Origin of the sequence: Streptomyces sp. CB01201, from assembly GCF_002803085.1 — a bacterium.
In the GTDB taxonomy this organism is placed as follows: domain Bacteria; phylum Actinomycetota; class Actinomycetes; order Streptomycetales; family Streptomycetaceae; genus Streptomyces; species Streptomyces hundungensis.
The window spans coordinates 34,887-59,109 of record NZ_NNBJ01000025.1 but is presented as its reverse complement, the minus strand read 5'-3'; the positions used below and the strand labels follow the sequence as shown (position 1 = coordinate 59,109).

Sequence of the window (24,223 nt, the reverse complement as noted above, 5' to 3'; positions counted from 1 at the left end):
TTCACGCTGCTGGACGCGAGGTCCTATAGGTCGGTTCAGGGGGTTGGCATGGCTCTTTTCGGAAACGTATCAGCAATCACCGTGCGCGGAACTTTTGTACGAGGCGGGAGCAATAACTGGCATCTTCAATCCACCACTTTCGATCTTCGCCAGTAAATGTACCCAGCACTTCCGCACAAAAACAATGTGACCTGTCACACATTTCCTCATTCCAGTGTAATGTTTCTACTCTTATAAAAGTTTGTGAAAGTTGCCAGGTAGAATCACCGCTTTTCTGGTGCTGCTCGACATGTCGGAGGACACCGCCGACCGGCACCGCGACCTGGAGCAACTGCTGCAGCGGCTGGTCTGGCTCATGCCCAACGCGCTGTTCATTACCAGCGGCTGCAACCGGCTGCAGCGGGGCGACCCAGCCCTGCACGGGCAGGTCGGCTGAGCCGGCCCCGCCGCAGGGCCCGGCCTCGACACCCCCACCGCCTCCGGCCTGCCGTATCCCGGTCCGGGAGGCCAGCCGGGCGCCAGCACCTCATCGGCGACCTCGTCCCCCGAGAACTGCGACACCCCTCGCACGCCGCCTCGTCAGAAACGGGCAGCCGCTCCCCCCGTTACCTTCTTCGTGGCTCCGCAACGGGGCTCCCGGCCTCCGGTCCGGCATGACTGTTCCCCCCTGTAGTTCGCATGATCCGGGGGGTGGTGTCACCGGGCTGGAGGCATCGGTAGACCGCTGATAGAGGCAGGACCACCAGCTCGCTGGGAGGCTCTTCGTAACGTGGATGCCGGCGACTGGTGCCCCGCCAACGATGCCGGGACAGCACGACCTCGTAAAGGGATCAGCGTGATCAACACCGGCGATGTGGACGTCTTCCTGGGCCTGGACGTCGGCAAGGGCGAGCACCACGGCACCGCGGTGACCCGGGCGGGCAAGCGGGTCTTCGACAAGCGGCTGCCGAACAGCGAGCCCAAGATGCGGGCCGTACTCGACAAGCTCACCGCCAAGCACGGCACCGTCCTGGTGGTGGTCGACCAGCCCGCCTCCATCGGCGCCCTGCCCTTGGCGGTCGCGCGGGACGCCGGCTGCCGCGTCGCCTACCTGCCCGGCCTGACGATGCGCCGCATCGCCGACCTCTACCCCGGCGAGGCCAAGACCGACACCCGCGACGCAGCGGTCATTGCGGATGCCGCCCGGACCATGCCGCACACCCTGCGCGGCATCGAGCTCACCGGCGAGACCGTCGCCGAGCTGGAGATGATCGTCGGCTTCGACGACGACCTCGCCGGCGAGGCCACCCGCATCGCCAACCGGCTGCGCGGCCTGCTCACCCAGATCCACCCGCACCTGGAGCGCGTGTTGGGGCCACGGCTCGACCACCCGGCGGTGCTGGCTCTGCTGGAGCGGTTCGGCTCACCGGCCACCCTGCGAAAGGCCGGACGCCGCCGCCTTCTCAGCGTCGTCCGGCCCTTGGCCCCGCGCATTTTCGAGCGTCTCGTCGAGGACATCCTCGCCGCGCTCGACGAGCAGACCGTTGTCGTCCCGGGCACCGAGGCGGCCGCGCTGATCGTGCCGAGTCTGGCCGGCTCGCTGCGGCCGTCCTGGACCAGCGCAAGCTCCTGGAGAAGCGGATCCAGGAACTGCTGGACGAGCACCCGCTGTCCAAGATCCTGACCTCGATGCCCGGCATCGGAACGCGGACCGGTGCGCGCGTCCTGATCGACGTCGGCGACGCCAGTGCCTTCCCGACCGCCGCCCACCTCGCCTCCTACGCCGGCCTCGCCCCCGCGACCCGCAGTTCCGGGTCCTCCATACGTGGCGAACAACCCTCCCGGAGGGGCAACAAGCAGCTGAAACGGGCGTTCTTCCTGGCCGCGTTCGCCTCACTCAGCGACCCTGCCTCCCGCACCTACTACGACAAGAAGATCAGCCAGGGCAAACGGCACACCCAAGCCCTCCTCTGCCTGGCCAGACGCCGGACCGACGTCCTGTTCGCCATGCTCCGCGACGGCACCCTCTACCAATCCCGGCCCGCAGCGACCGACAGTTGAACTCCACGGGGATCTGCCAGAAGCACCACACGGTCCGCGGCTGGTTCGAACCCGAGCACCGGGTTTCCCCAGTCGCCTCCCGTAGTCATCCGCACGGGCTTGCCCAACCGGCGCCCGATCAAGCCCAAGAAGCCGCACAGGATGTCCACCCCCTCCTGGCCCTGAAGCTCGCGAAGGTCGACGTCGAAATCGATCTCACCCGACGACATCGGCCAAAAGTTCACCAGCACGCCCGCAACCGGCCACACCCGCAGCATGGCCGTGTCCGCGTCGGCAGGACGCGACAACACCGCCTCCGCCGAGGGCAACGGAACCAGGACGTCGCCCTCCCGGTACTCCCACACCCAGCCACACGACCGAACCAGGTCAAACACCGACTGCCAGTCCTCGACCGAAGCGCCCTCCACACAGACGTCCGGCAGCGCGCCCATCAGGTCAGGATCGAAGAAGTCCTTGACGTCGTCCCACAGCAGATCTGGCATACCGCCATGCTGCCTGGCCAGCCCGCCCGCGCGCAGCCTGATTTCCTTGACGAACCCCATAGAGGCCCCCCCAGGTGGGAAAGGAACAGGATGAGTCGCCGCAAGGCGACAGGCGCTTGGAACTTTGCCACTGCGTAAAGCGACACGACCTGCGGGGGACACGGTCTCTGCCGACACAACCGTCGCCGCATCCGATGTCCAGGGCCGTCAGTCCCGCGGCAGCCGCCGGGCCCACGTGGCGCTCGAAGGTGTGCTGCTCGTTGCTCATGACGGGCTGGAAACCGCGTCCCGCAGCGTAGTGCGCCTCCCAGGCCCCGACCGTAACCACGGCGCTCATGTGCGGCTCCCCGCCATACGGGCTGCTTCCACGGCGGCTCTGCGCACGGCCGGCGGATAGCCGAGCTCCTCGGCGGCCGCGGTGAAGGAGAAGCCCGGCTCGGCCTCCACGAGTTCGGCGATGCGCTTCCCCCGGACCTGGGCCAGGGCCCGCTGGGCGGTGGCCGGCGCGATGCCCAGGGCGTCACACGCCTCGGAAATCGTGATGGCCGGCCGGGCGGCCAGCAACGCGGCCACCCTGTCCTCGGCCTGGCCGCGGGGAAGCACGTTCGCACTGCCGCGGGGCCGGCCCGTCGCACCGCTCTTACCCGGCCGCGCCTGCTGGAACTCACGCACGATGCCCCGCGGCCAGTGCTCCACTCCACAGACCACCACCAAGTGCTCCGCGACCCGAGGGTCCCTCTTGTAGCCGTCCCAGGTCCGCGGCGCCACACCCAGCTCCGCCGCCACCTCCTGACGATCCAGCAGATCCCCAGCACCACCCGGCTCCGGCAAGGCAGGGACCGGATCCCCGGCCCGGTAGGCATCGGTCTGCCCGCCGTCCCACAGCATCACCCGCGCACCCGGCGAGCTCACCGGCCGGGGAAAACCCGGCTCGGCGTACGGCTTCCGATTCCGGAACGTCCCCATCGCCATACCCATGTCCCGGGCCAACAGCTCACGCGTCCGCACCAGTCCCACCCGCTCAGGATGAATCACCACAACCACCCTCCACCCACGCACCCACCTGACCGCCAACAACCACCCACACAAAAAGATACAGGACTTACATCCCCCGAGCATCGGCCCACAAGACGTCACCGCTGTCCTGCCTCTGTGATGTCCGGGCAGTCTCGGAGATCTCCGGGCAAGTGAGCTGACGTCTCAGCCAAGTCCGGGCATCAAGTGAAGTCTCGGTCTTCTCCGGATACGCCGTCGCCGTCGTGTCTACGGTCGTCGCGGCTGGTTGGCGTCGTACCGGAGGCCCGGTCACGGACCCTGCTACCGCACTGATCCGGAACTGTGATCGGGATGGTCAGACTGCTGCACGGAGATCGTCCGCGGTCAGCAACGACACCAGTCCGATCCCTTCACCAGCAAGTGCCTCGGCGCCGCCCTGCTGGCGGTCGATGACGCACAACGCCTCGCGGACGTCCGCGCCGAGAGCACGCAACTCGGTGGTGGACAGCACGATCTGCCCGCCGCTGGTGACCACATCTTCCACGACCAGGACTCGCCGGCCCACGATGTCAGCGCCTTCAGCGAGGCGGCATGTCCCATAGGGCTTGGCCTGCTTGCGGACGAAGGCACAGGGCAGCCCGGTGTGTCGTCCGAGGGCGGTCACCACCGGAATCCCGCCCATCTCAAGGCCGGCCAACACCTCCGTGCCTTCCGGCACGAGCTGGGCCATCTCCCTGGCGATGGCGTCCAGAAGAACGGGATCACCTTCGAAGCGGTACTTATCGAAGTACTCGGTGGCAGTGAGGCCGGACCGGAGCACGAAGTTGCCGGTCAGGTGGGAAGCAGCATGGATCTGGCGGGCAAGGCTCGAAGAAGTCACAGGACCGAAGTCTCTCAGCCGACCGGTCCTACCTCGGCACCAGGGTGAAACGACACTGAGACATCGAAGCCAGCCACACGGTGCCCGGAGATCGTCGCGACGATCAGCCTTTGCCGTGTCTCACGCAAGTCCGGGCACCCCAGGTCAGCAACTCGCACCACCCGGACCTATCTGAGACAGGACAACCGCGACCGCAGCACAAGTAAGAAAGCGAGGCAGGACTAGGCCGTTTCCTTCAGATCATCGGATCGTTGGTTGATGTGTGTCGTTGACTGACGCCCAGTGGGCACGCATCGAGCCGTTGCTGCCGGACCGGACGCCTCGGCGAGGCGGGCGGTGGCGGGATCACCGGCAGGTGATCGACGCGATCGCATTCAAATACCGCACGGGCACACCGTGGATGGACCTGCCCGAGCACTTCGGTCCGTGGAAGGGCGCCCACAACCGCCTGCGCATGTGGGCCGCGGACGGGACCTGGGCGAAGGTCTTCACCGCCCTCCTCGCCCAGGCCGATGCCGAAGGCGACCTCGACTGGGCGGTGTCGGTGGACTCCACGATCGTGCGGGCCCATCAGCACGCGGCCGGGGCCCGCAAAAAGGGGCCCCGGCCGGCGAACCCGGCGATCACGCCATCGGCCGCTCCCGCGGCGGACTGACTACGAAGATCCACCTCGCGGCCGACGGCCGCTGCCGACCCCTGGCGTTCGTTCTCACGGCCGGACAAGCCGGTGATGCACCTGCCTTCGTGCAGGTCATGAACCGCTTACGGGTGCCTCGACAGACCGGCCGTCCCAGAATCACCCCGGACACGGTGCTGGCGGACAAGGCCTATTCGTCCCGGGCAATCCGCCGCTATCTACGGCGCCGCGGCATCCGGGCGGTGATCCCGCAGCCCGCCGACCAGGCCGCCCACCGCAAGCGGCTCGGCCGACTCGGCGGCCGGCCGCCGGCCTTCGACCGCGAGGCATACAAGCAGCGAAACACCGTCGAGCGCTGCATCAACAAGCTCAAGCAGTGGCGCGGTCTGGCCACTCGCTACGACAAGACGGCCACCATCTACCTCGCTGGACTCCACATCGCCGCCATCTTCATCTGGGCAGCCAGGTGATCCGAAGGAAACGGCCTAGCGGCAGAGCAACGTGGCACCCGCCGCCCGAACCCTCTACGCCACTCACTAGGCTGGCACCGCCCGGGGCGGATGGCCGGTGCAGCTGGCGACGGAACTTCCACCCCGGGCACTCGCTCGCCGGGGCTCTTGCCCGGCGAGGGCCGCCTTCCATCGTGACGAGCAGGCGTCACGCGGTGACGCGTAACGCCACGATCGTTCGGATGCGTCACGAGCCGCCCGTGGCGGCGCGGCGCATCCTCCGAGCGCGGGGACACCGGGGCGAGCAGTACACCGAGTCCGTTCGCTTACGGATCGAAGCGTGCACACCGCAGGCAGGGCAACGGCCCTACGCGCACACGATCTCGCCCCTCATCAGCCCCAGGCCCTCCACGGCCCGCCGATAGATCTCCTGGTGGCGCTGGACGCGCCGCCAGTGACGGCTGCGGCAGGTCGAGCCGCAGTAACGACGGTTGGGGCCGGCATCCCCCAGCAACGGCGAACGGCACTGCACACAGCACCTGGTCGGCTTCCTCGGCACCCCACCAGGATCCCGCCCGGCCGGGCGTCGTGGAAGGTGCGCCGTCCCCGCTCGCTCCGCGCCTGACCTCTGTCCGGCTATCGCGTACTAGAGGTGTCGTCGCTGGAAACGGGCTTGCCCACGCGGTCTGACAGGGGGAAAGCTCATGATCACGGATCGGGGGTCCCCACTCACGGTCACACCTCCGGTGCAATTCCTAGTGCACCTCCGCAAGCAACCCTCCAGCCCCCTTCCGGTGCAACTGCCGCAGAGGCACCGCGGCATAGGCTTGCCTGCCACGGCAGCGCACCGGGCAGACCGGCTTCTTCCAACCTCTGGCGGTGGGATCGGAGGTCGTGGCGGCCGGGCTCGCAGGACATCATGTCGTCATGGGCGAACCTCGATGCCGGCGCCCCGAACTGTCAGCCCCCTGCGAACACGCACGCGTCGTAGAGGGCATGCACGATCAGTGCCGGCCAAAGGAAGCGCTGCCACAGGACAACAGCAGTTGCCATCACGGCCAGCACACCCGCATGAGCGACATTGACGCCCCCACCCATGGTGTGGTCGGCCGCAAAAGCAGCAGCCGAAACGACGGATAGCCCCCGAGCAGCAATAGCAACCACCGCGCGCCGACCATCGCCCCACGTCGGTGTCCCGCTGGGGATAGAAGTGACGACCTGGGATCCGGTTGGAGCCCCGCTGCAGACCGGCGTGCCGGTCTGCAGGCGATAGCCGCGCCCCGGCTCGGAGACCAGCGTCTGGTACTTGAGGCTCTCGTGACCACACTGGGTAGCGCAGTCCCCCTTCCACGTCGCGTTGGGCTGGTGCCACCAGTACTGCGCGTAGCACGCTTCGTCCGTGCAGTTGGGAGGGATGTCCGGATTGCAGTTGTTGGCGCTGTTGCAGAAGACGCCCAGGGCCGGCAAGACAAGAGTGCGGGAGGAATTGGTGTCCCACCAGGCGGGCCGGAATCCGGCCGAGGAGAATCCGGTCTCGCCGGGCCAGTCCTGGCGGCCAGAGGTGGAGTAGGAGTAGCCGGTGTCGATGGACCAGGCGGCCCAGCCCATCACCTTGACCTCGTACGGCCAGTCCTGCGGGTGGGCTGCGTCGCGGTTGGCGTTAGCGCCGTCCGCGTCGGTGTTCATGAACGGGTGGCCCCAACCCTTCTGGTAGATCGGGTTGGCCGGGTTGTTGTACCACCCCAGGCCCCAGTTCCCGCCGTGGTTCGCCGCGTCGGAGGGCGGGTTGAAGCCGAGGTTGTAGTTCCACACGGCGGTGAACCAGTTCTCCACTGCGGGCCTGCGACATAGCCGGCGCGCTCGCCGAACTGCCCGAGCTGCGGGGCCTTGCGGCCGAAGCCGACCGGTACGGGCCGCTGTTCGAGCTGGCCGAGCAGCTGGACGCACTGCCGCGCGGCTACGCCATGCACCCGTGCGGAGTGATCCTCTCCGACCGCACTCTGCTCGACCGTCTGCCGGTGCAGCCCACCCCGGGCGGCAACTACCCCATGGTCCAGGGCAACAAGGAGGACGTGGAGGACCTGGGCCTGCTCAAGCTCGACGTGCTCGGGGTGCGGATGCAGTCCGCGATGGCCCACGTCGTCTCAGAGATCCATCGCACCAACGGCCAGACCATCGACCTCGACTACGCCGCCCAGGTCCCGCTCGACGACTTCTGGGCGTTCAAGATGATCCAGAACTCCGACACCGTCGGCATGTTGCAGCTCGATTCTGTGTCAACTCTGGGCGTGTTGCCAGGGCGATGCCGAAACCTCGATGCGTGCGATTGCCCGCGAGGCCCGGTGGGCATCGCCATGCTCTACCCGCACTTCCCTACCCTCGAGTCACGGGTCGACGCCGTCTACCGCGACCAGGCCGTGCAGCTGACGCCTGGCGCCCACGAACTGCTCGGCGACGGAGCCCCGGCCGCGGCGATGTCGGTGACCGCGACTGTCTTCTCAGGAGGGAGGGCACGGAGGCTCGTACGGTTTGTCGGGCAGGTAGTGCTTCCATTCCTGCCGGGTGATGGGGTCGCCGACCGATGCGCAGATGTCGCCGATGGCCCGGTCCGGGTTGGTGTCCCACAGTTCTACGCCTGAGGATGCCCTTACGAGGGCGAGGTACTGGCCGTCCGGGGTGAACCGGAGTGCGGATACGTACTCCGATGAGCTCGGCAGGTAGGAACTCCGTCTGGGATTTGTTGGATCGGTGAGATCCCAGATCTCGGGGCGCGCATCCTCGCCCACGGCCTTCTTCGCGATCAGGGCGAGGCGGGTTCCATCGGGACTGAAGGCCATCGGGCTGCCGTAGATGCCTGAGGAGACTCGGGAGAGCTCCTCGGTGAGCTGGTGGCCCTCCACGCGCCACAGCCTCAGCGTGCCGTCGATGTCGTAGAGGGCGAGCAGCTTCCCGTCCGGCCGGAAAGCGATGTGCGCCGCGCTAACACCGGCCTCGCTCGGCCGTGCCCACTGCTGCTTCGGATGTGCGGGATCGGTGAGGTCCCAGCTCTCCAGCTCGCCTGCGGGCTTGGGCCGGGTGCCGTCCTTGTCGGCGAAGGGGGTGTCGGCAAGGAGGAGCGATTTGCCGTCGGGGGAAAACTCGAGCATCACGCACGACGCGTCGATCCGGGCGATCTGGCGTGGGGCACCGGGGTTGGCGATGTCGTAGATCCGAACGCTCGGTTTCGCGACGTTGCCGTCTCTGAAGCCGTTCATGTCGGATACAGCCAGGACGGGCTCGGTGGGGCTGAAGGCGATCACCGCCACACCATTGTCCAGGTCGTCGATGGTGGCCAGTGGTGCGGTGCCGTCGGCTGCCGAGGTGCTGCGCAGCCGCACACCGACGTTTTCCTGTTTCTTGCCGTCCGGGTCGGTCTTGCCGTTCTCGTAGACCTCGATGTCGGCGAGGAGCTTTCCGTCCGGGCTGAGTGCGATGTCCGCTCCGGTGAACATGTCGGGGGAGCGCGTCTTGTTGAGGATCGTGATGTCGTCCTGCGACGTCGCGTCCAGCAGATAGTTCACGCGCACTCCTTGGAGGGCGATCAGCTTCTTCCCACCGACCACCCGGTAGTCGAACTGGGCTCCCGTGCCGGGGGTGAGCGGAATGAGGCTTTCGGCACCTGGCTGGGCCGAGTTGTTGAGGTAGGAGACGCGCACCCCGTGGTCGGTGGCCTGTAACAGTTTGCGCGGACTGGCGGGGTCGAACAGGAGTGCCCCCGATTCCTGGAGTGTGCTCTCCCCGCCCTTCGCCCCGGAGAGAAGCGTGACGGAGAGGCCGGTCTTCTGGTAGATCCACACCTGCCAGGTACCGCCGCAGGCCCCGACGACGTACTCGCGGATCGGGCTGAAAACCAGGGAGTTCAGACCCTCGATGCAGGATGATCCGATCGTCGAGTCGTCCTCCTTCCTTTCCATCCTGCGTGGCGTGTCGGGAACCTCCAACTGCCACAGCCCGAGCGCGGCTCCGCTCCTCAGAACGACCGGAGCCGCGAGCATCCGTCCGTCGGGGCTGAAGGCCACCCGGTGAAGCGGCCTCTGGTTCACGAGCACGCTGCGGTCGTACTTCGCTCCCTCGAGCGCGGCGATGCGCTCGGGGTGTCCGGAGTCGGCCGCCTTCCAGAGCTGGATGTGGCCGTCCACGCTCATGCTGGCGAGGAGGTCATGCTCAGGAGACACAGCCAGGGAGTCGAGCCGCGCGGAATGGCCGGTAAGCGCGGGGAGGGGCTTCGGCGCGGTCCGGTCGCCGATGTCCCAGACGCGGATCTCACCGGTCGACAGGCCGCCGTACAGGCTCTTGGCGTCAACGCTGAGTGCGAGCGCGTGGACGCTGTGCTCCAGTTGTGGAGCGGCGGTCTGCGTCGGATGACCGGGATCCGATATGTCCCACAGCCGTATCCACGCTGTCGTCGGTTGCCGCTCGTCGTAGGTGACGGCGGCGAGCGTCCGACCGTCCCGGCTGATCGTGACGGGCCCGGTCAGGCCTGCTTCGACCCGGGCGGCTCCGCCCGGGAAGCGCAGCTCGATCGCGGCTCCGACGGAGATGGCGAGGACGCGGCCATCACCGCTGTAGGCGAGGTCCTGGGCCTGCTCGTCCGCGTTGATCACCCCGGGCGTGCGCCGGCTGTTGAGCAGCGCGCCGCGTCCCGCCTCCTTGTCCATCCGGTAAGAGACCAGGCTGAGCTGTTTGGCCAGGCCGGGCTGCTGTTCGCGGAGATCCTCGGCCTCGGCGGCGAGGTAGCGGGCCAGGTCGCGTTCGCCTGATCGCTCCGCACGATGCTGGAAAATCACGGAGCCGACCAGTCCGGATGTGGCCAGTACGACGAGCACCATGAGGAACGCGATGGCAATCCGGGTTCGGCGCGCGCCTCGGCGCTCCTGCCGCCAGGAGGCGTCGACGAACTCGGCGAGCACCGAGTCAGGCGGGTCCGTGCCCGCCGGTGAGGACGCGGCGCGTTCCCGTACGGCAGCCAGCCTGCTTCCCCGGTAGAGCAGCGAGGACTCCCGCCCGGCCCGTTCCCATGCCCTTGCGTCGGCGGTGAGGTGTTGACGGGCACGCAGCCAGTCTCGGTCCGCGTCGACCCACTCCATCAGCAGGGGCCAGGCGCGCAGCAGCGCTTCGTGGCTGATGCGGGCGGAGTCGTGGTCGAGGGTGATCAGACGGGCCCGGGTGAAGCGGTCGAGGGCTAGCTGTGCGGCCGAAGTGTCGGGCAGGCCGTGCAGGAGCGCGGAGCGGTCCACGGGCTGCGCGGTGTCCGCGGTGTCCTCTCCGACGCGGACCAGCCGGGGCAGCATGAGCCGGACAGCTTCCCTGCCCTGCGGATCCAGTCCGTCGTACGTGTTGTCGGCGGTGGTTTTGATCGCCTCGGCGATGCCCCCGGCGGCACGGTACTGGGCGACGGTGAGTCGCGATCCGGAGCGGCGCAGCCAGGTCGCCCATAGGACGTGGGAGAGCAGCGGCAGCGCCCCGGCTGCCGGTTGCCGGTCGGTCGTCGCGCCGAACTCGTGCAGGATCACGTCGGCGAGGCCCTCGTCCAGGACCAGGCCGGCGGCCGCGGCCGGTCCGTCGACGGCGGCGCGGAGTTCGTCGGGGGTCATCGGCTCGACCAGCAGCTGGTTGTCGCGCAGAGCGGCCAGCAGTTCGGGGTGCGCGGCAGCCTGACCGTAGAAGTCCGCCCGGAGCGCAAGCACCACCAGGGCTCCCGGCGAGTCCCCTCCAGAGGGCCGTGCCAGGGCCGTCACCGCCCGCAGGAACGCGGTGCGCTCCGACGGGTCGGGGCACAGCGTGAACAGTTCCTCCAACTGGTCGACGACGAGGATGAGCCGCTGCTCAGGTCGGCCGGCCAGCAGTCGGCCGGCCAGCTCGGTCGTACGGTCGGAGGCCTCCCACGGTGGATCAGTGGACTCGGCACGATGGTCGAGCAGCGCTGCAAGGTGCCGCAGCGGGCTCCTGCCGGGGGTCAGGCGCAGCGGTAGCCAAGAGGTGGTGCCGAGCAGTCCTCGCTCGCGAAGTCCGGCTGCGAGGCCGGCGTTGAGCAGGGAGGTCTTCCCTGAGCCGGAGGGGCCCACCAGAATCAGCGGGCCCGGCTCATCCGATCCTGCCATTTCCGTCAGTGCGGCGAACACTCGCTCCGTCATGTCGTCGCGCCCGAAGTACACGTCGGCGTCGTCCACCCCGAAGGCGTCCAGGCCCGGATAAGGGCAGCGGCCGGGCGCGGGCTCCACGTCCGGCGAGGGCTCGGGCTGCGCCGGCACTGCCGGGTTCGGTGCGAGGACGAGATGCCCCGAGCGGTCCCCTGCCTGGCGGCGGGGCAGCGGCCCCTGCCGGTCGCCCATGACCCGGAAGACTCCGTCGAACACGGCGTCCAAGGTCAATTGCTGGAGTCCGCGCGGGTCGCCGTGCGTCAGCACCTCTATGAGGGCGCCGGTGAACGCGGTGTGTGGTGCGCCGGGAGGTGCAAGGGCCAGCTGTTCCGCGGATCCCATGAGGTACATGCCGTGCGCGGGCGTCATCGAGAACGCAGGCAACGACGGGCCGCCGCTCAACGAAACCCGTCCGGAGAAGCAGCAGTCGAGCACGACGACGACGGACGACGCCCGGCTCGCCTCCAGGGCTTGCCGCAGTGAGGTGAATGACAGCGCCTGATGCCCGGCCATCCCCGGGGTGAGGCGGTCGGTGCTGCTGGCGGCCAGGTACAGCTCGCCGTCCGGGCCGATCAGACCGTGCCCGATAAAGTAGACGAGCAGCACGGTGTCCGCTCGCTGCGCTTCCTCGGCGACGGCTCGCGCCATGGTTTGCGCGTCGGCCGGGTCGAGCAGCGTGCGCAGGTGGTCGGGCCGGACCCCGCAGCGTTCGGTCATGACCGCCTGCAGATCCCGGCAGGAGGTGGCGGCTGCCGGGACCGGCGTCAGCAGTGGGCCCTCATGGGTCGCGGTCGCGATCAGTAGAACCCGTACTCCCGCGCCGGACAGGTCCGTCACGGCAACTCACGACGTTCGGGCTCGTCCGCGCCCGCCGCTTGCCAGCTGCCCAACAGATCGGCGATCTGCTCCACTTGCCGCTGCAGTGCGGGGGTGTCGAGACCGGATATCCGCTTCGCGGCCAGATCGAGCGAGCTGCCGTCCGGAAGTGTCACTTTGATGTGCACGTCTCCACGACGGCTACGGAGCCAGGCGATGAGTCCGGTGGCGAACGCGCTCACCGCGCCGGCCGGGCCGAGCGCAACCGACAACGCGTCGAGTACCGGTCCCAGTGTGCCGGTCTCCGGCGGTCGCTCCACCGCGTCGACCCGCCCGCGCAACTCCTGGGAATCGGCCAACCAGTCCCGGAGTGAGCGGAGCTGTTCCTCACCGTCCGGACCTTCCGAGATTAGTGCGACATGCATAGTTCCCCCGCCTGCACCGCATACACGGTTGTCGATGCGCTATCCCTGAGGTGAGCGATGCTTCCCGCAGAGCCCCGCCCAGTTGAAGACTCATTCAGGACTTTCGTAACACGCTGCCCCGGCCAACGACCTGCCGCAGGAGATGGTTGGGACTCCTCAAGGCCGGCCGCACGTGATTAAGGCGCCAGTCGCGGTCCGGCCTGGTGCATTTTCGGTGTCAACACCCGGACGATGCCGTTGGCGTCCGCCGCCGCCTCTCGGAGATGGTGGTTCTCGACTTCCAGAACGTGGACTACTCGGGCCAGCTGCACGATGTCACGGGTGAGCTGGTCTCGTTGTTCGCGGAGCCTGGAGTTCTTGCGCTTTAGCTCGTCGTTTTGCTGCTTGAGGCTGTCGGCGATCCTCGGGCGGGCGTCTTGGGAGCGGACCAGCGCGTAGAAGAGGTCCTGGAGTCCGGTGTGCTTGTGGGTGAGCTTGTTGCGTTGGAGGCCGGCTTCCTGGGCGAGGGCCTTGTCGGTGAGCTGGCCTTCCGAGCGCATTGGTGTGCCGATGAGGAGCCGGATCATCGCGTCGGTGATGGCCTGGACCTCGGAGGTCTCGTCTGGTGCGGAGGCCGCCGCGTATGCCGCGCGGGACTGAGCGAGCACGGCTCCGACGGTCTCGGCGATGGCGGCTGCCGACGGGAGCGGGTCGCGGGTCGCGTCGGCAGCCGACGGGGTGCTTGTGGGCGTGTTCACTCGGGGCTTCCAGGGGTAGTGGCGCTCTGTTCGTGCTTGCGGATGGCCCGCAGGCGCGGGTGTTGAGCGAGCAGCTTGAGGGGCGATGGTCCAATCGTGCTGCCGGCAGCTGTGTGTCGGACGTGGCGCGGCGACTCGTCCATCGCTTCGTCGTATCCGGTCACCGCCCGCGACATCGATGCCGGCGCCGTGACCACCCGCCTGGGTGCGGACTCCGAGCGGATCCTGCCGATCTACACCGACCGTGCCAACCGCCGCTGGCTGGACCCCGCCTGTACCAACGCGCTCCCCATGCCCGCACGTGGGAACAAGTGGCTGGACCGGGACACTGTGGCCGCGCTGATGCGTCTCACCGTGCAGGCCCCCGCCAGCTATTTTCCGGACACCGCCGCGGAAACCAGGGCGCCCGAGGAATGGAGCAGGACTCCCGTTGCCGCGGAGCTGCGCCTCCTGCCTCATGGCGTGACCGCGGAGGGCGCCGTTGACGGCTACGACACCGGAGGCCACACCCTCGACCTCGACTCTGAACTCGGTCTCGTCCGCACACGAGCGGTTCGCTAACCATCGTCAGCTTGAACCCCGATGGCGTCTCCGCGAGCCCCGGGCGCGCAGGGATGCGCGTCCATGGCCAGCGGAACCCCGGTCGGCCTGGCAGGCCGATCCGACACTGCTGTAGGCCTGCGCACACACCCGTGACATCCCTCACAGGAAGTCCACAGATAGAGAGGGCAACTTTCCGCACTTGCCCTGGTTCGCGGGGCAGCAACGGCACCGCGCGCCGGCGATATCCCCTACTCCTGTGACGCGTTGGCATCTACGCTTCACCAACTGTCGTACCTGCGTGGAGTGCTACCGCTATGCGACGTCCCATCCTTTCAGACCCAGAAGAGGGCTGTTCGTGCAGATCCGTCGAATTCTCGCCACGGCCGTCGTGGCCGCCGTGACCGCTCCTGCCGCGATGCTGTCCGTCTCACCGGTGTTCGCCGACACGAAGCCGGCCGCCCAGAACCAGAACAAGCCCTCCATCGCCGAGCTTGAGCAGGCGGTGAAGGACGCTCAGAAGGCTTACGACGACGCCGTCGTCGCCGAGAAAGCCCTCGACCAGGCGCTGACCGACACCCTGGCTCCGACCTACCCGCTGCTTGCCGCACTCAACGCCGCGCAGAAGACGGCGGATGAGGCGGAGGGCAAGAAGTCCGCCGCGGACAAGGCCGTCACCGAGGCGAAGGCGAAGCTTGACGCTGCCGTGAGCGACGAGGACAAGACCGCCGCGCAGCAGGCCCTCACCGAAGCCGAGGCCGCCGCCAAGGAAGCCGCCGACGCGAAGGCTACCGCCGACAAGCAGGCGGCCGATGCGAGCAAGGCGCTTTCCGACGCCCGGGTCGAGATCTCCAAGAAGATCTACACGGCACAGAACCTGATCAAAGACACTCGCGCCAAGAAGGAGGCTGCGGAGCAGGCTCTCGCCGACGCGAAGAAGGAGACGGGCGGCGGGGATTGCGTTCCCGCGAGCGGGCTGACCGCCGCGGCGGTCGGGCTTCCGTCCAAGATCCCCGCCGGGACGTCGGTCGACTTCACCCTCCACCTGGCCAACACCACGGGCCGCACGCTCGACCAGGTCGTCCCGATCGCCTACCCGCACGCCACCGACAAGAGTGGCACCAAGAGCGTCGACCACCTGCTGCACCTGCAGTGGTCCAACGGCACGGGCTGGCACGACTTCAACGGCGAGCACCGCGCCGGCGCGGTCAAGGGGCTCAAGACGGGTGCGGGGGCCGACGTCAAGCTGCGCCTCACCCTCGACGCTTCGGCTCCGGCCCAGGGCACGGGCGTCGTCTTCGTCAACGCCGACTACACCAACAACGACGGGTCGTGCGGTGGGGTCCCGGACTCCGGCATGTACCCCTTCCAGATCACCCCGGCGGGCAGCAAGCCCTCCACCGTTCCGGCCAAGCCTGAGTCCGGCACGTCAACCCAGGGCAGCAAGTCCCCCTCCCCGGTCGCAACCAACGGCAGCACGGCCGGTACGGACAGCAACGGCAGCGCCAACGGTTCGCTCGCCAAGACCGGCTCCTCCTCCGCGATGCCGCAGCTCGCCCTCGCGGGTGGTGCCGCGGTCGTCCTCGGCGGTGGCGCCGTCTATCTCGTGCGTCGCCGCAAGACCGCCGACAACGGCTGACACCGGGTACCGGGGGCTGTCCCATCGCGAGTGCGAGGGGACAGCCCCCGGTGCATTCGGCCGCCTCCCTGGGCGCAGATCCTCGTCGCGCGAAGCGGCTTGGTGCCAACCGCGACCGAGTGGTGCTCGCGCCCCTTGGGGGTACGGCCAACTCCTGGTACTGAAACAGCGTTGCACGTCACGCGCTCACGGTCGGCACGCGCGGCCCGCGCCCAAGTGGACGGAATTCGGGGCCTCGGCGCCGCCGAGAGCGGTGCCGCACGTGGCTTCGCCGAGCCCCCGGGCGCGATCCGGCGGCTGTTCCGGCCCTCTGGGTCGACTTGCTTCGGACAGGCGCTGACGCAACCGTCCACAAGTTTGGAAAACATAGCCTGAACTGGGAGTTTCCACGGATTCTCCTAGGCTGGGGACTTCCGCGGGACACCTTCGGAGGGGTCACTATGAGCGAGGTCGCCAACGCCTACGACGCCAGCCGCATCCAGGTGCTGGCCGGGCGGGAATCGGTTCGGAAGCGGCCCGGGATGTACATCGGCTCCACTGGTGAGCGCGGGCTTCGGAACATGGTGTTCGCGGTTACTGACCGGGCGGTGAACGAGGTCTTGGCCGGCAGTGCCAGTTGCGTCCACGTCACACTCCTGCCTGACGGTGGCGTATGCGTCACGGCCGACGGCCCGGGCGTTCCCATCGACCAGCCGGAGGGCATCGATAGTCCCGACGTCGAAGCGTTGCTGACGCGCATCCGGTTCGGGTCGGCGCCTGATGGCCGCCGCAGGGTGACCCCGGGCTTTTGCGGCGTGGGGCCTTTCGTCGTCAACGCCCTGTCGAGCCGTCTGGCAGTCGCTGTGCAGCGTGAGGGAGTGCGCCGGGTCCAGGAGTACGCGCGCGGCGTCGCAGTCACAGCGCTCAGCGAGGCGGCGCCGACGACCTCCGGCAGCGGGACCATCATCACCTTCTGGCCCGATTCCGAGATCTTCACGGCTTCAGAGTTCTCATTCGATGCCCTGGCGGAGCGCTTCAGGGAACTTGCCTTCTTGAATCGCGACTTGGAGATCTCTCTGGCCGACCAGCGCCGCCCGTCTGAGTCCTCTGCGGTGCGGTTCCGGTTCCCGGGTGGGGCCAGAGATTTCGTCGCCTTCCTCGACGGCCATACGGCGCCCCCCAGGGACCCGGAAATTCTCAGCTTCGAGCGCGAGGACCCGCAGATGGCGGGAACAGTAGAGGTGGCTCTGAGGTGGCACGACACCGACGACCAACGCGTGCGGAGTTTTGCGAACAGCCGGCCCACCGGCGGCGGCACGCACGAGCTTGGATTCCGCGAGGGAGTGACGGCGGCCGTCAACACGTACGTGCGCAAGCACCAACTGCGCGCGGTGACCGACCCAGACCTCGATAGCAATGGGATCGGGGCCGGTCTGACGGCCGTAGTGTCAGTGAAACTTGACCACCCCGAGTTCCACGGCGCTATCCGGGACATACTGGGCAATGCCGAGGTGCGTACCTGCGTGGAACGGGCAGTACAGGAGCAACTCGGCAGGTGGCTGGAGGGTCGTCCGGAGCGCGCGGCAGCCATCTTGGACCGGGCGACCAACGGCACCCATTGGCAATGACCAGCAACAGAGCTCAATGCGCAGACCCGGCTAGAGAACAGTGCCCGGCGGCGGCAGCTGGCTGCTCCACGGCACGAAATGCCGTACGTCATTCCGTCTTCTAAGGGCATCAGCACCATTACGGGCGTTAGCGATTTACCTCGTCTAGCGCCCTTGACCGTGTATCACCTCTTCTCCGCGCGTTCCCCACGCGCCTGCAAAGCAGTGCCTAAAACCATCAGGAGAACAACGGCTGCGGTCAGGGACCAGGTGATCAATGGGCCACCGTTTCCAATCGGTGAAGACGATAATTGTCGCGAACGTAGTGGCACCTGCGTAACCGGAAAGAACGAGGTTGCGTGAAACGCGAATAGTAGGTTGACTCATGGCTCAATCGTACGAAAGACAAGCGGAATCAGAAGGGCTGAGTGTTATCAACGCGATGAACACGACCGAGGCCATCATCTGCCGAAACTCGGCATCGGCCAGCGCCCTGCCACCAAACTGTTGGGCCATCACAGAACCATACCCGCCGAACATCTCCCGAGGGATCCGTCGGCTGCGGCATTCGTCTCGACATTGAGAGAGGTGCCAAGCGCCCTACGCCCGGTCGTAGACCGTAGTGGCGATGTCGCGCGCGACCAGGGTCTTGTCGATGAGCGGCTCGATGCGCTCCCATTTCCCACCGGCAAGACCGCATCCGATGCGGGGCATGTGCACGGAGGCGTTGCGGGCCAGCACGTGCTCAGCTACGGACTCCAGGCATTGCCCCACAGCGTCGTAGCGGATGGGCGGGCCGCCGCTACCGGTCCGCAACCCCCGTTGGGCGACCATGTTCGCGACCCATATATCCGCTGTGACTTGTACGAGCTGCACCGCCCCGAGGGCGAAGTCGTTGCCTGCGCGCTCGCGGTGCCAGCGACGGTACGCGGGCTCCGGTTCGGGCCGGCGGCGGGAGACGGCCAGGACGAATCCTTTGCCCCATCCGCCGAGGTCGTTGCAGATGTGGGCAATTACTTTCGGGCCCTTGGCCTGGGGGTTGGTCGCGTCTCCCACGATGGTCCTCAGAGTCTCCACGGGGCATCATGACCCCGCCCGCGACGGGACGTCCAGGGAGATACGAATCCACCTGGCATTGTCGCTTCGCTGCCGGCATTGGGCGGCCGTGATGGCGCAGGCGATGATCAGGGCATGGCTGCGACGTCCTCGATGCCTGCGCGGACTAGGGACGCCAGCGCCTTCAAAAGGGGTTTGCCCGAGCGTTCCGTTGGCGCCCCGAGCGTCGCCTGCCCGCGGTCAGCAGCGATCCGTGGCGTCGGGCCCGCATCGTCACCGCCAGGAGGCGGTGGTGCGGTTCACGCTCGCTCCCAGGCGGCACGGACATGGATACGCCACCGAGGCCGTGCGGGGCATGCTGCACCACTTGTTCGCACGGGGCCTTCACCGCGCATCAGCAGACTGCGATGCCCGCGACAGTGCCTCCGTGCGCGTCCTGGAGCAAGTCGGCTTCCATCGCGACGGCCAGACCACCGATCCCCTCGGCCCTCAATACTCCCGGGCGATCGACACCGGTCCGGATGACACGCTCGTATTCAGCATGACCGCCAGCCAGTGGCGACAGCATGGCTCTTGAGCGCACATTCCGTCGCTTCGGTCGCTGCCGTGCCCGTGTTCCTCGGCCTTGGCTGCGGCAGCCGTCCGGGGGCGCTCATCTCCCCTTTCACGTGTCGACTCAGCGGGCCCGGGTCAGGGGCCGGGGCAGCAGATTGCGCAGGAGTTCAGCAGTCCCGGCTTCCATATCGACGCCGCCGAGGAGCTGTTCGTTGATCCTGGCGAGACGGACGGCGGCCTCGCGCAGGGCCTCGATGTCGCTGGCGGCATGGTGGGCGAGGAAGACCTGGCGGTGCAGCAACTCGCTCTCCTCGGCGGCGAGCAGGCCTCGCCTGGCCGCCCATAGGGCGCCGGAGATGTCCCCGGCTTCTCTGCTGCGGGTGGAGAGTTCGTACGCGATGTCCACGACTGCGGACACCATCTCCTGGACGACCGGTTCCGCCCAGGCGTAGCGCTGGGCGTCGATGCCGGTGAAGGGGCGGCCTCGGACCAGGCTGAGTGCGCGGCGCAGTGCGAGGTCACCGTCCTCGTCGTGGCGGGCCAGGCCGGTGCAGGCGAAGCACTGGAAGTGGGCCCAGTCGCAGGTGACGCCGGATCCCAGCCGGTATCTGCTGTCGCCGGTGTCCTGGACGCGCGGCAGGTGGGCGTTGCCGGTGGCGTCCTTGTCGAGCCAGGAGCGGGTCCGGCTGATGACGGCGTTGCGCATCTGTTTGTTGACGAGGCGTCCGGGCCAGAGTGCGTCGTCGATGCCGTGGTGGTCGACACCGGGGTTGAGGGCGAGGAAGGCGGTCAGCTCGATGCCGGCGCTGCGGCGGCTGGAGTCGATCCGGCCGTGCGCACCTTCGATGCTGATCGGCCCGAGCAGCAGGACGGCCGGCCCTGTCTCGTCGGCCGCAGCCGGGTACCCGGCTGTGGTTGCGTCTGCTGCCCCGGGCGTCGGCGGCGAGTCGGCACCAACGGTGGGTGCTGATGGTGATGCCGGCGCCGGGAGGGTGATACTGACGGCCGGCGCGGCAGGCGTCGCGCAGGGGCTGGTCATGGCGAGGGCGGTGTCGGCCGGTCCGGAGGCCAGCCGGGGGCTGCGGTTCTTCTCGCCAGCATGCGGGGCGGTTACGGATGCGTCGTCTTCGTCGTTGTCGGCGGCCAGGACCTCGGCGAGCGAGGGACCCGTTCTTTTCGGGCCGTCCTCGTCCTGGCGTTTGGCCAGGACGATCGTCGAGGCCGGGAGCGTGCCTTGTTCGCGGCTGTCGGGCAGCGGATCGGCGTCTTCGAGGGCGCCGTCCTGTTCGAGTTCGGCGTACTCCGCGGGCAGCCCGTCATCGTCTGCTGCGTCCTCGCCGACGGCTCCCGCCGTCTCTTCGCCTACGGCATCCGTGCTGCCGGTGGTGTCGTCGCTGCGCTTGGGTGCCCCGCTCTCGGGTGCAGCGTCGTCCTGTTCGTCCGCGGTGCGGGTCCAGTCGGGGCCCGGGACGTCGTGGTCGCTGGCGGCGAGGGTGAGCAGCTCCATGGCGTCGGCGAAGTGTGCGTCGCTGAGGCCTTGCAGTTTGACGGGGAGGGCGGAGCCGGGGCGGGCGACGGTGTGGTCGGGGCCCTGGCATTCGAGGGTCCACGCGGTGGCGGGCAGCTCAGTGTTGGCGCCGGCGGTGATGACCGCGCCCGCAGTGCGGGGCTCTGCCGTGAGGGCGTTGAAGAGCGGGGTGTGGTCGGTGTCGTCCGGCAGGGCACCGGCGAGCAGGATGTGTGGTGTCCAGGCGCCGGCGGCGTCGTCAAGGAGGCGAGCGGCGCGCAGGCTGTTCGCGCCGACAGAGGCCAGGGCGCGGCGCTGGTCGTCGGTGTGGCTGGTCATTTCGGCGGTGGCGGCTGCGGTGTCGTCGACCCGGACGACGCGTTCGGGGGCGGCGGTGTCCAGGCCCGGCGCGGTGTCGGCGAGGGTGGTTACTTCGAGGTGGCCGGGGAGCGGGGTGCTGGCCAGCTCGACCGCGATGGCCTGCAGGACGTTGCGGGCGAAGTCGTCGTCGCCGGCCAGGTTGAGGATGCCGATGTGTTCCAGGTCGACCAGGACCAGGTGGCCGGCGCCGTCCCAGCCAATCGAGACCAGGGCGGGGTAGGGGGTGTCGGCATCGTTGAGCTGCTCGTCATCGGCCAGGTCGGGGCTGGACGCGGGGCAGACCCACAGGCCCTGACGGCCCGCGGCCCCGGTAAACGGTTTCATGGGCGCTGTGTCGCCGGCCAGGTGGAGCTCGACCTTTGCTTCGTGGAGGACGACGGCCGTGATGACGGGCAGGTCGCGGCCGGCGGCGGCGAGGTTGAGGGCGAGAGAGCGTAGGGCGGTGCCGAGCAGGTCGAAGCCGGTGGGGTGTTGGGCGGCGCGCAGGCCCTGCTCGGTCGCGGCCGCGCTGCCTTGTGGCATGGGGATGCGCCGGCCGGGCCGGCGGCGGCGCTGTTGCAGGATCCGGCGGGTCGTCAGGGTGGTGACGAGTGCGACTGCCAGGACGCCGGCGCCGGCCCATGCGGCAGCTGGTGCCAGCGCGGTGTCGCTGTCGCTGCTGGCCTGTGCGGCGGGCGGTGCGACGGGCTTGTTGTCCGCGCTCGGCGCGGGGACGGCCGTGGGGGGAGTGGGCTGTGCCGGAGCGGTCGGGGACGGCGTGGGGGTCGCGGCCGGCGGGGTGGGCTTGTCGGTCTCTGCTCCCTTGCCGGCGTCTGCGCCGGGGGCCTGGTCCGGGGGCGTGGTGTCGTGCTTGGGGGGCGCGGGATGGTCGGTGGCGGGTGGTGGGGTCGCGTGCTGGCCGGTCGTGTCACCGGGGGCGGGTGTGCCGGGCGGTGTGGTGGGGGTGCCGGCGTGTGGCAGCTTGAGGTGCTGGCCCGGGAAGATGAGGTCGGGGTCGGTGAAGTGGTGCCCGCCGGGCTGTGCTTCGCCCTTGTTGGCCTCGAAGACCGTGGGCCACTTGTCTGGGTCTCCGTATGCCTCCTGGGCGATCAGCGAGAGATTTTCGCCGTCCTGAACGGTGCGCTCGGTGACCTGGCCTGCGTCGTGACTCCCGCCGGTGTCCTGGGTCTTCTGTTCGTCCTGGCCCGGAGCGCTGGGGGTGTTCGGTGTGGCTGTCGCCGGGCTCGGCGTGGCCGGGGCCGAGGATGCGGTGGCGGCCGCACTGGTGGTGGGGGCGCTCGTCCGGGCGTCGGCCGGGAGCTTGATGACCGTGCCCTTGGGCAGGTACTGGTCTCCCGCGGCGATGTGCGGCACGTCCGGGTTGAGCGCGGCGATGTCCTTCCACCGCTGGCCGTCGCCGAGGTAGGTGACGGCCAGGTCCCAGGGCGCCTCGGTGGCCGAAGTCACCGTGTGGGTGGGCCACTTCGCCTCGTCGCTGGACACCGTCGCGGTCGCCGACCGGCTCGGGCCGGGGCTCGCTGTACCGGTGAGGTGGGTCGAGGTGGCGGCGACGGCAGGCGAGGGTGTGGCAGCGGAGGCAGCGGTCGGGGCGAGCAGCACGATCGAGCCGATCAGGAACCCGGCCAGCGACTGCAGGCCGCCCAGACCCCGGACGCGGCGTACCGACCGGCCACGGGCCAGGGCCAGGATCTCCAGGATCGCGGAGCCGGTGAACGCGGCCCAGGCGGCCCAGCCGATGAGGGTGAGGACGACCAGGAGCAGGGAGCCGTCGTCCTGTTGGGTGAGCAGGTGCCAGCCGCCGGTAAGTTCGCCGGGCTGGTGGCCGACCTTCAGCAGGAGGGCGGGGAGGCCGGCGGTGAGGGCGAGGAGGAGGTCCAGGCCGGCCGCGGCGCGCAGGAGCCTGCCGAGCGTGCGCAGGGGTGCGGGTGTTGGGGGTGCCATCGCGGTCAGCCTCCAGCGGCTTGGGTCTGCAGGTGTGCGTGGGCGGTGCCGGTCACGTTGATCGTGGAGCGGCCCACCAGTTGGGCGAAGAGGGTGGTGTAGGTGGCGTGGACGGTGACGTTCAGGGTGCGTCCGTCGTCGCTGACGCTGACGTCGCCGGATACGTTGCGGGCGGCCAGGTAGTCGCGGGCGGCGCCTGCCGCGGCGCCCGGGTCGACGGTGATGGCGGTGCCCTGGACGGCTTGGGCTGCGTCGAGTTGCTGGCCGACGGTGCGGGCGGCTTCCTGCGCCAGGGAGGTGGAGCGGTTCGCGGCGTTCAGAGCGCCGCCTCCGTCGACCAGGAGCCCGAGCACCATGAGGATGGCGAGGGCGGCCAGCGCGAAGAACACCGACATCGACCCACGGTCCCGATCCTGGTTCCGGCAGCGCATGGTGGGTGCGGCTCGGCGGCGTACGGCGCCGGTCAGCGCGGTCATCACGTGCGGCCCCTGTAGGTGTCGAGGGGGCTCGACCAGGACGAGCGGAGCGTCTTGGAGCCGGGCAGGCCCGGCAGTCCGATGTCGGACAGGTTCGCGACGCAGGACACCGACGCGGTCACCGTCGCGTCCACGCCGACCTGTCGGGCGTATCCGGCGGTGTCGACGTTCACGGTGGAGACGCGGCAGGTGACGCCGTCGCCGGTAAGGCTCCGGTCCGCTGCGGCCTGGGCCTTGACCTGGGCGCTGGCGGCGTCGCGCTCAAGGGAGGCGGCGCGGGCGGCCGCGCGGGCAGCGGAGTCGACCGCGCCGTCGGCGTCGGTGACCCGGCCGAACGTGATCATCAGGAGGAGCAGCGCGATGAGGGCGGGGGCGAGCACGGCGGTTTCCACGGCATAGCTGCCGCGGTCCTGCCCCAGCGGCGCCCGACAGGCCGTGGCCAGCGGGCGCCGCTGGGGCGCGGGGGCGTTCACTGGGCAGTCCAGACTTCGACGGGCGCGTCGACGTGCTGCGTGACGTTCAGGTGCAGGCCGGGAACGAGGGTGGCGACGCTGCCGTGGACGGTGATGCGGACCTGGCCGGCGCTGCTCCCGGCCGAGGTAACGCTGGATCCTTGGACGCTGCCGCCGAATTTCGCGAGGAAGACCTGCGCCTGGGCGACGCCGTCGCCGGGGGTGGCGCCGAACTGACGGGCTGCCTCGACGCCTTGGCGGGCAGCGGACTGTGCGACCTTCCGCGCGTGGAAGTACAGGCCTACCTGGATGGCGGTGAAGGTGAGCAGCAGGACGACGACAGCCAGAATCGCGAACTCCACACTGCCCACCCCGCGGTCGCCGTCCGCACGGCGCAGGCGCTGCCGAATACACGGCCAGTCCCTCAACCCCACTCCCCTCCCCCTTCT

Annotated in this window: 17 protein-coding genes and 3 pseudogenes; 8 read left to right on the top strand and 12 right to left on the bottom strand. The window is 68.8% G+C overall.

Annotation, left to right across the window (positions count from 1 at the left end; genetic code table 11):
* Positions 1 to 277: 277 nt before the first annotated feature.
* Together CG740_RS40050 and CG740_RS35420 are read left to right on the top strand one after the other, a co-directional pair.
* Positions 278 to 436: a hypothetical protein gene (locus CG740_RS40050; protein WP_159030507.1), complete on the top strand. Its 159-nt coding sequence runs from the start codon at positions 278 to 280 to the stop codon at positions 434 to 436.
* 399 nt (positions 437 to 835) lie between these two features.
* Positions 836 to 2,040, top strand: a pseudogene (locus tag CG740_RS35420) (IS110 family transposase).
* Here CG740_RS35420 and CG740_RS35415 read toward each other — a convergent pair.
* The 3 genes from CG740_RS35415 to pyrE all read right to left on the bottom strand — a co-directional run bounded on the left by CG740_RS35415 (position 2,007) and on the right by pyrE (position 4,398).
* Complete coding sequence (locus CG740_RS35415) at positions 2,007 to 2,522, bottom strand: hypothetical protein (protein WP_100579453.1); 516 nt, start codon at positions 2,520 to 2,522, stop codon at positions 2,007 to 2,009. The pseudogene CG740_RS35420 and the gene CG740_RS35415 overlap by 34 nt on opposite strands.
* A gap of 333 nt (positions 2,523 to 2,855) precedes the next feature.
* On the bottom strand, positions 2,856 to 3,560 hold the full coding sequence (locus CG740_RS35410; RefSeq protein ID WP_100579418.1) for a hypothetical protein: 705 nt from the start codon (positions 3,558 to 3,560) through the stop codon (positions 2,856 to 2,858).
* Positions 3,561 to 3,873: 313 nt separating this feature from the next.
* Positions 3,874 to 4,398 (bottom strand): orotate phosphoribosyltransferase, encoded by a 525-nt coding sequence (gene pyrE / locus CG740_RS35405; RefSeq protein WP_100579417.1) that lies wholly within the window; start codon positions 4,396 to 4,398, stop codon positions 3,874 to 3,876.
* A 262-nt stretch (positions 4,399 to 4,660) separates the two neighbouring features.
* Between pyrE and CG740_RS35400 the strand changes: the two are divergent.
* Positions 4,661 to 5,505: pseudogene (locus CG740_RS35400) on the top strand (IS5 family transposase).
* Positions 5,506 to 6,444: 939 nt separating this feature from the next.
* Here CG740_RS35400 and CG740_RS35395 read toward each other — a convergent pair.
* A complete protein-coding gene (locus CG740_RS35395) occupies positions 6,445 to 7,317 on the bottom strand; it encodes a hypothetical protein (protein WP_234376675.1) in 873 nt (290 codons plus the stop codon).
* Between CG740_RS35395 and CG740_RS35390 the strand changes: the two are divergent.
* Positions 7,317 to 7,757, top strand: a pseudogene (locus tag CG740_RS35390) (DNA polymerase III subunit alpha); the annotation flags it as partial. The gene CG740_RS35395 and the pseudogene CG740_RS35390 overlap by 1 nt on opposite strands.
* A gap of 225 nt (positions 7,758 to 7,982) precedes the next feature.
* Here CG740_RS35390 and CG740_RS35385 read toward each other — a convergent pair.
* From CG740_RS35385 to CG740_RS40595, 3 genes are all read right to left on the bottom strand, one after another.
* Complete coding sequence (locus CG740_RS35385; protein WP_100579416.1) at positions 7,983 to 12,500, bottom strand: caspase, EACC1-associated type; 4,518 nt, start codon at positions 12,498 to 12,500, stop codon at positions 7,983 to 7,985.
* Positions 12,497 to 12,904, bottom strand: coding sequence for an effector-associated constant component EACC1 (locus CG740_RS35380; RefSeq protein ID WP_267895439.1), 408 nt, complete (start codon positions 12,902 to 12,904; stop codon positions 12,497 to 12,499). The genes CG740_RS35385 and CG740_RS35380 overlap by 4 nt, the downstream gene beginning before the upstream one ends.
* A 176-nt stretch (positions 12,905 to 13,080) precedes the next feature.
* On the bottom strand, positions 13,081 to 13,641 hold the full coding sequence (locus tag CG740_RS40595; RefSeq protein WP_199846670.1) for a hypothetical protein: 561 nt from the start codon (positions 13,639 to 13,641) through the stop codon (positions 13,081 to 13,083).
* A 96-nt stretch (positions 13,642 to 13,737) separates the two neighbouring features.
* Here CG740_RS40595 and CG740_RS35370 point away from each other — a divergent pair, with 96 nt between their 5' ends.
* From CG740_RS35370 to CG740_RS35360, 3 genes are all read left to right on the top strand, one after another.
* Positions 13,738 to 14,202 (top strand): hypothetical protein, encoded by a 465-nt coding sequence (locus CG740_RS35370; RefSeq protein ID WP_159030506.1) that lies wholly within the window; start codon positions 13,738 to 13,740, stop codon positions 14,200 to 14,202.
* Positions 14,203 to 14,539: 337 nt separating this feature from the next.
* A complete protein-coding gene (locus CG740_RS35365) occupies positions 14,540 to 15,820 on the top strand; it encodes an LPXTG cell wall anchor domain-containing protein (protein WP_100579413.1) in 1,281 nt (426 codons plus the stop codon).
* Between the two features lie 440 nt (positions 15,821 to 16,260).
* The gene (locus CG740_RS35360) at positions 16,261 to 17,427 is read left to right on the top strand and encodes a DNA gyrase subunit B (protein WP_100579412.1); all 1,167 of its coding nucleotides are present in this window, start codon (positions 16,261 to 16,263) and stop codon (positions 17,425 to 17,427) included.
* A 579-nt stretch (positions 17,428 to 18,006) separates the two neighbouring features.
* Here the strand turns inward: CG740_RS35360 and CG740_RS35355 are convergent.
* Positions 18,007 to 18,483: a macro domain-containing protein gene (locus CG740_RS35355; protein ID WP_100579411.1), complete on the bottom strand. Its 477-nt coding sequence runs from the start codon at positions 18,481 to 18,483 to the stop codon at positions 18,007 to 18,009.
* Between CG740_RS35355 and CG740_RS41670 the strand changes: the two genes are divergently transcribed.
* Positions 18,410 to 19,039 (top strand): GNAT family N-acetyltransferase, encoded by a 630-nt coding sequence (locus CG740_RS41670; protein WP_100579451.1) that lies wholly within the window; start codon positions 18,410 to 18,412, stop codon positions 19,037 to 19,039. The genes CG740_RS35355 and CG740_RS41670 overlap by 74 nt on opposite strands.
* Positions 19,040 to 19,138: 99 nt before the next feature.
* On the opposite strand, the gene CG740_RS35345 is transcribed toward CG740_RS41670, so the two are convergent.
* Genes CG740_RS35345 through CG740_RS35330 form a run of 4 tightly spaced genes read right to left on the bottom strand, consistent with a single transcriptional unit; the run spans position 19,139 to position 24,136 of the window.
* Positions 19,139 to 22,846 (bottom strand): LysM peptidoglycan-binding domain-containing protein, encoded by a 3,708-nt coding sequence (locus CG740_RS35345; RefSeq protein WP_100579410.1) that lies wholly within the window; start codon positions 22,844 to 22,846, stop codon positions 19,139 to 19,141.
* A 5-nt stretch (positions 22,847 to 22,851) separates the two neighbouring features.
* Positions 22,852 to 23,322, bottom strand: a complete 471-nt coding sequence (locus tag CG740_RS35340; RefSeq protein WP_234376673.1) for a TadE/TadG family type IV pilus assembly protein — start codon at positions 23,320 to 23,322, stop codon at positions 22,852 to 22,854.
* On the bottom strand, positions 23,322 to 23,795 hold the full coding sequence (locus CG740_RS35335; RefSeq protein WP_234376672.1) for a TadE/TadG family type IV pilus assembly protein: 474 nt from the start codon (positions 23,793 to 23,795) through the stop codon (positions 23,322 to 23,324). Before CG740_RS35335 ends, CG740_RS35340 begins: the two co-directional genes overlap by 1 nt.
* Positions 23,792 to 24,136, bottom strand: a complete 345-nt coding sequence (locus tag CG740_RS35330) for a TadE/TadG family type IV pilus assembly protein (protein ID WP_234376671.1) — start codon at positions 24,134 to 24,136, stop codon at positions 23,792 to 23,794. The genes CG740_RS35335 and CG740_RS35330 overlap by 4 nt, the downstream gene beginning before the upstream one ends.
* Positions 24,137 to 24,223: the final 87 nt, after the last annotated feature.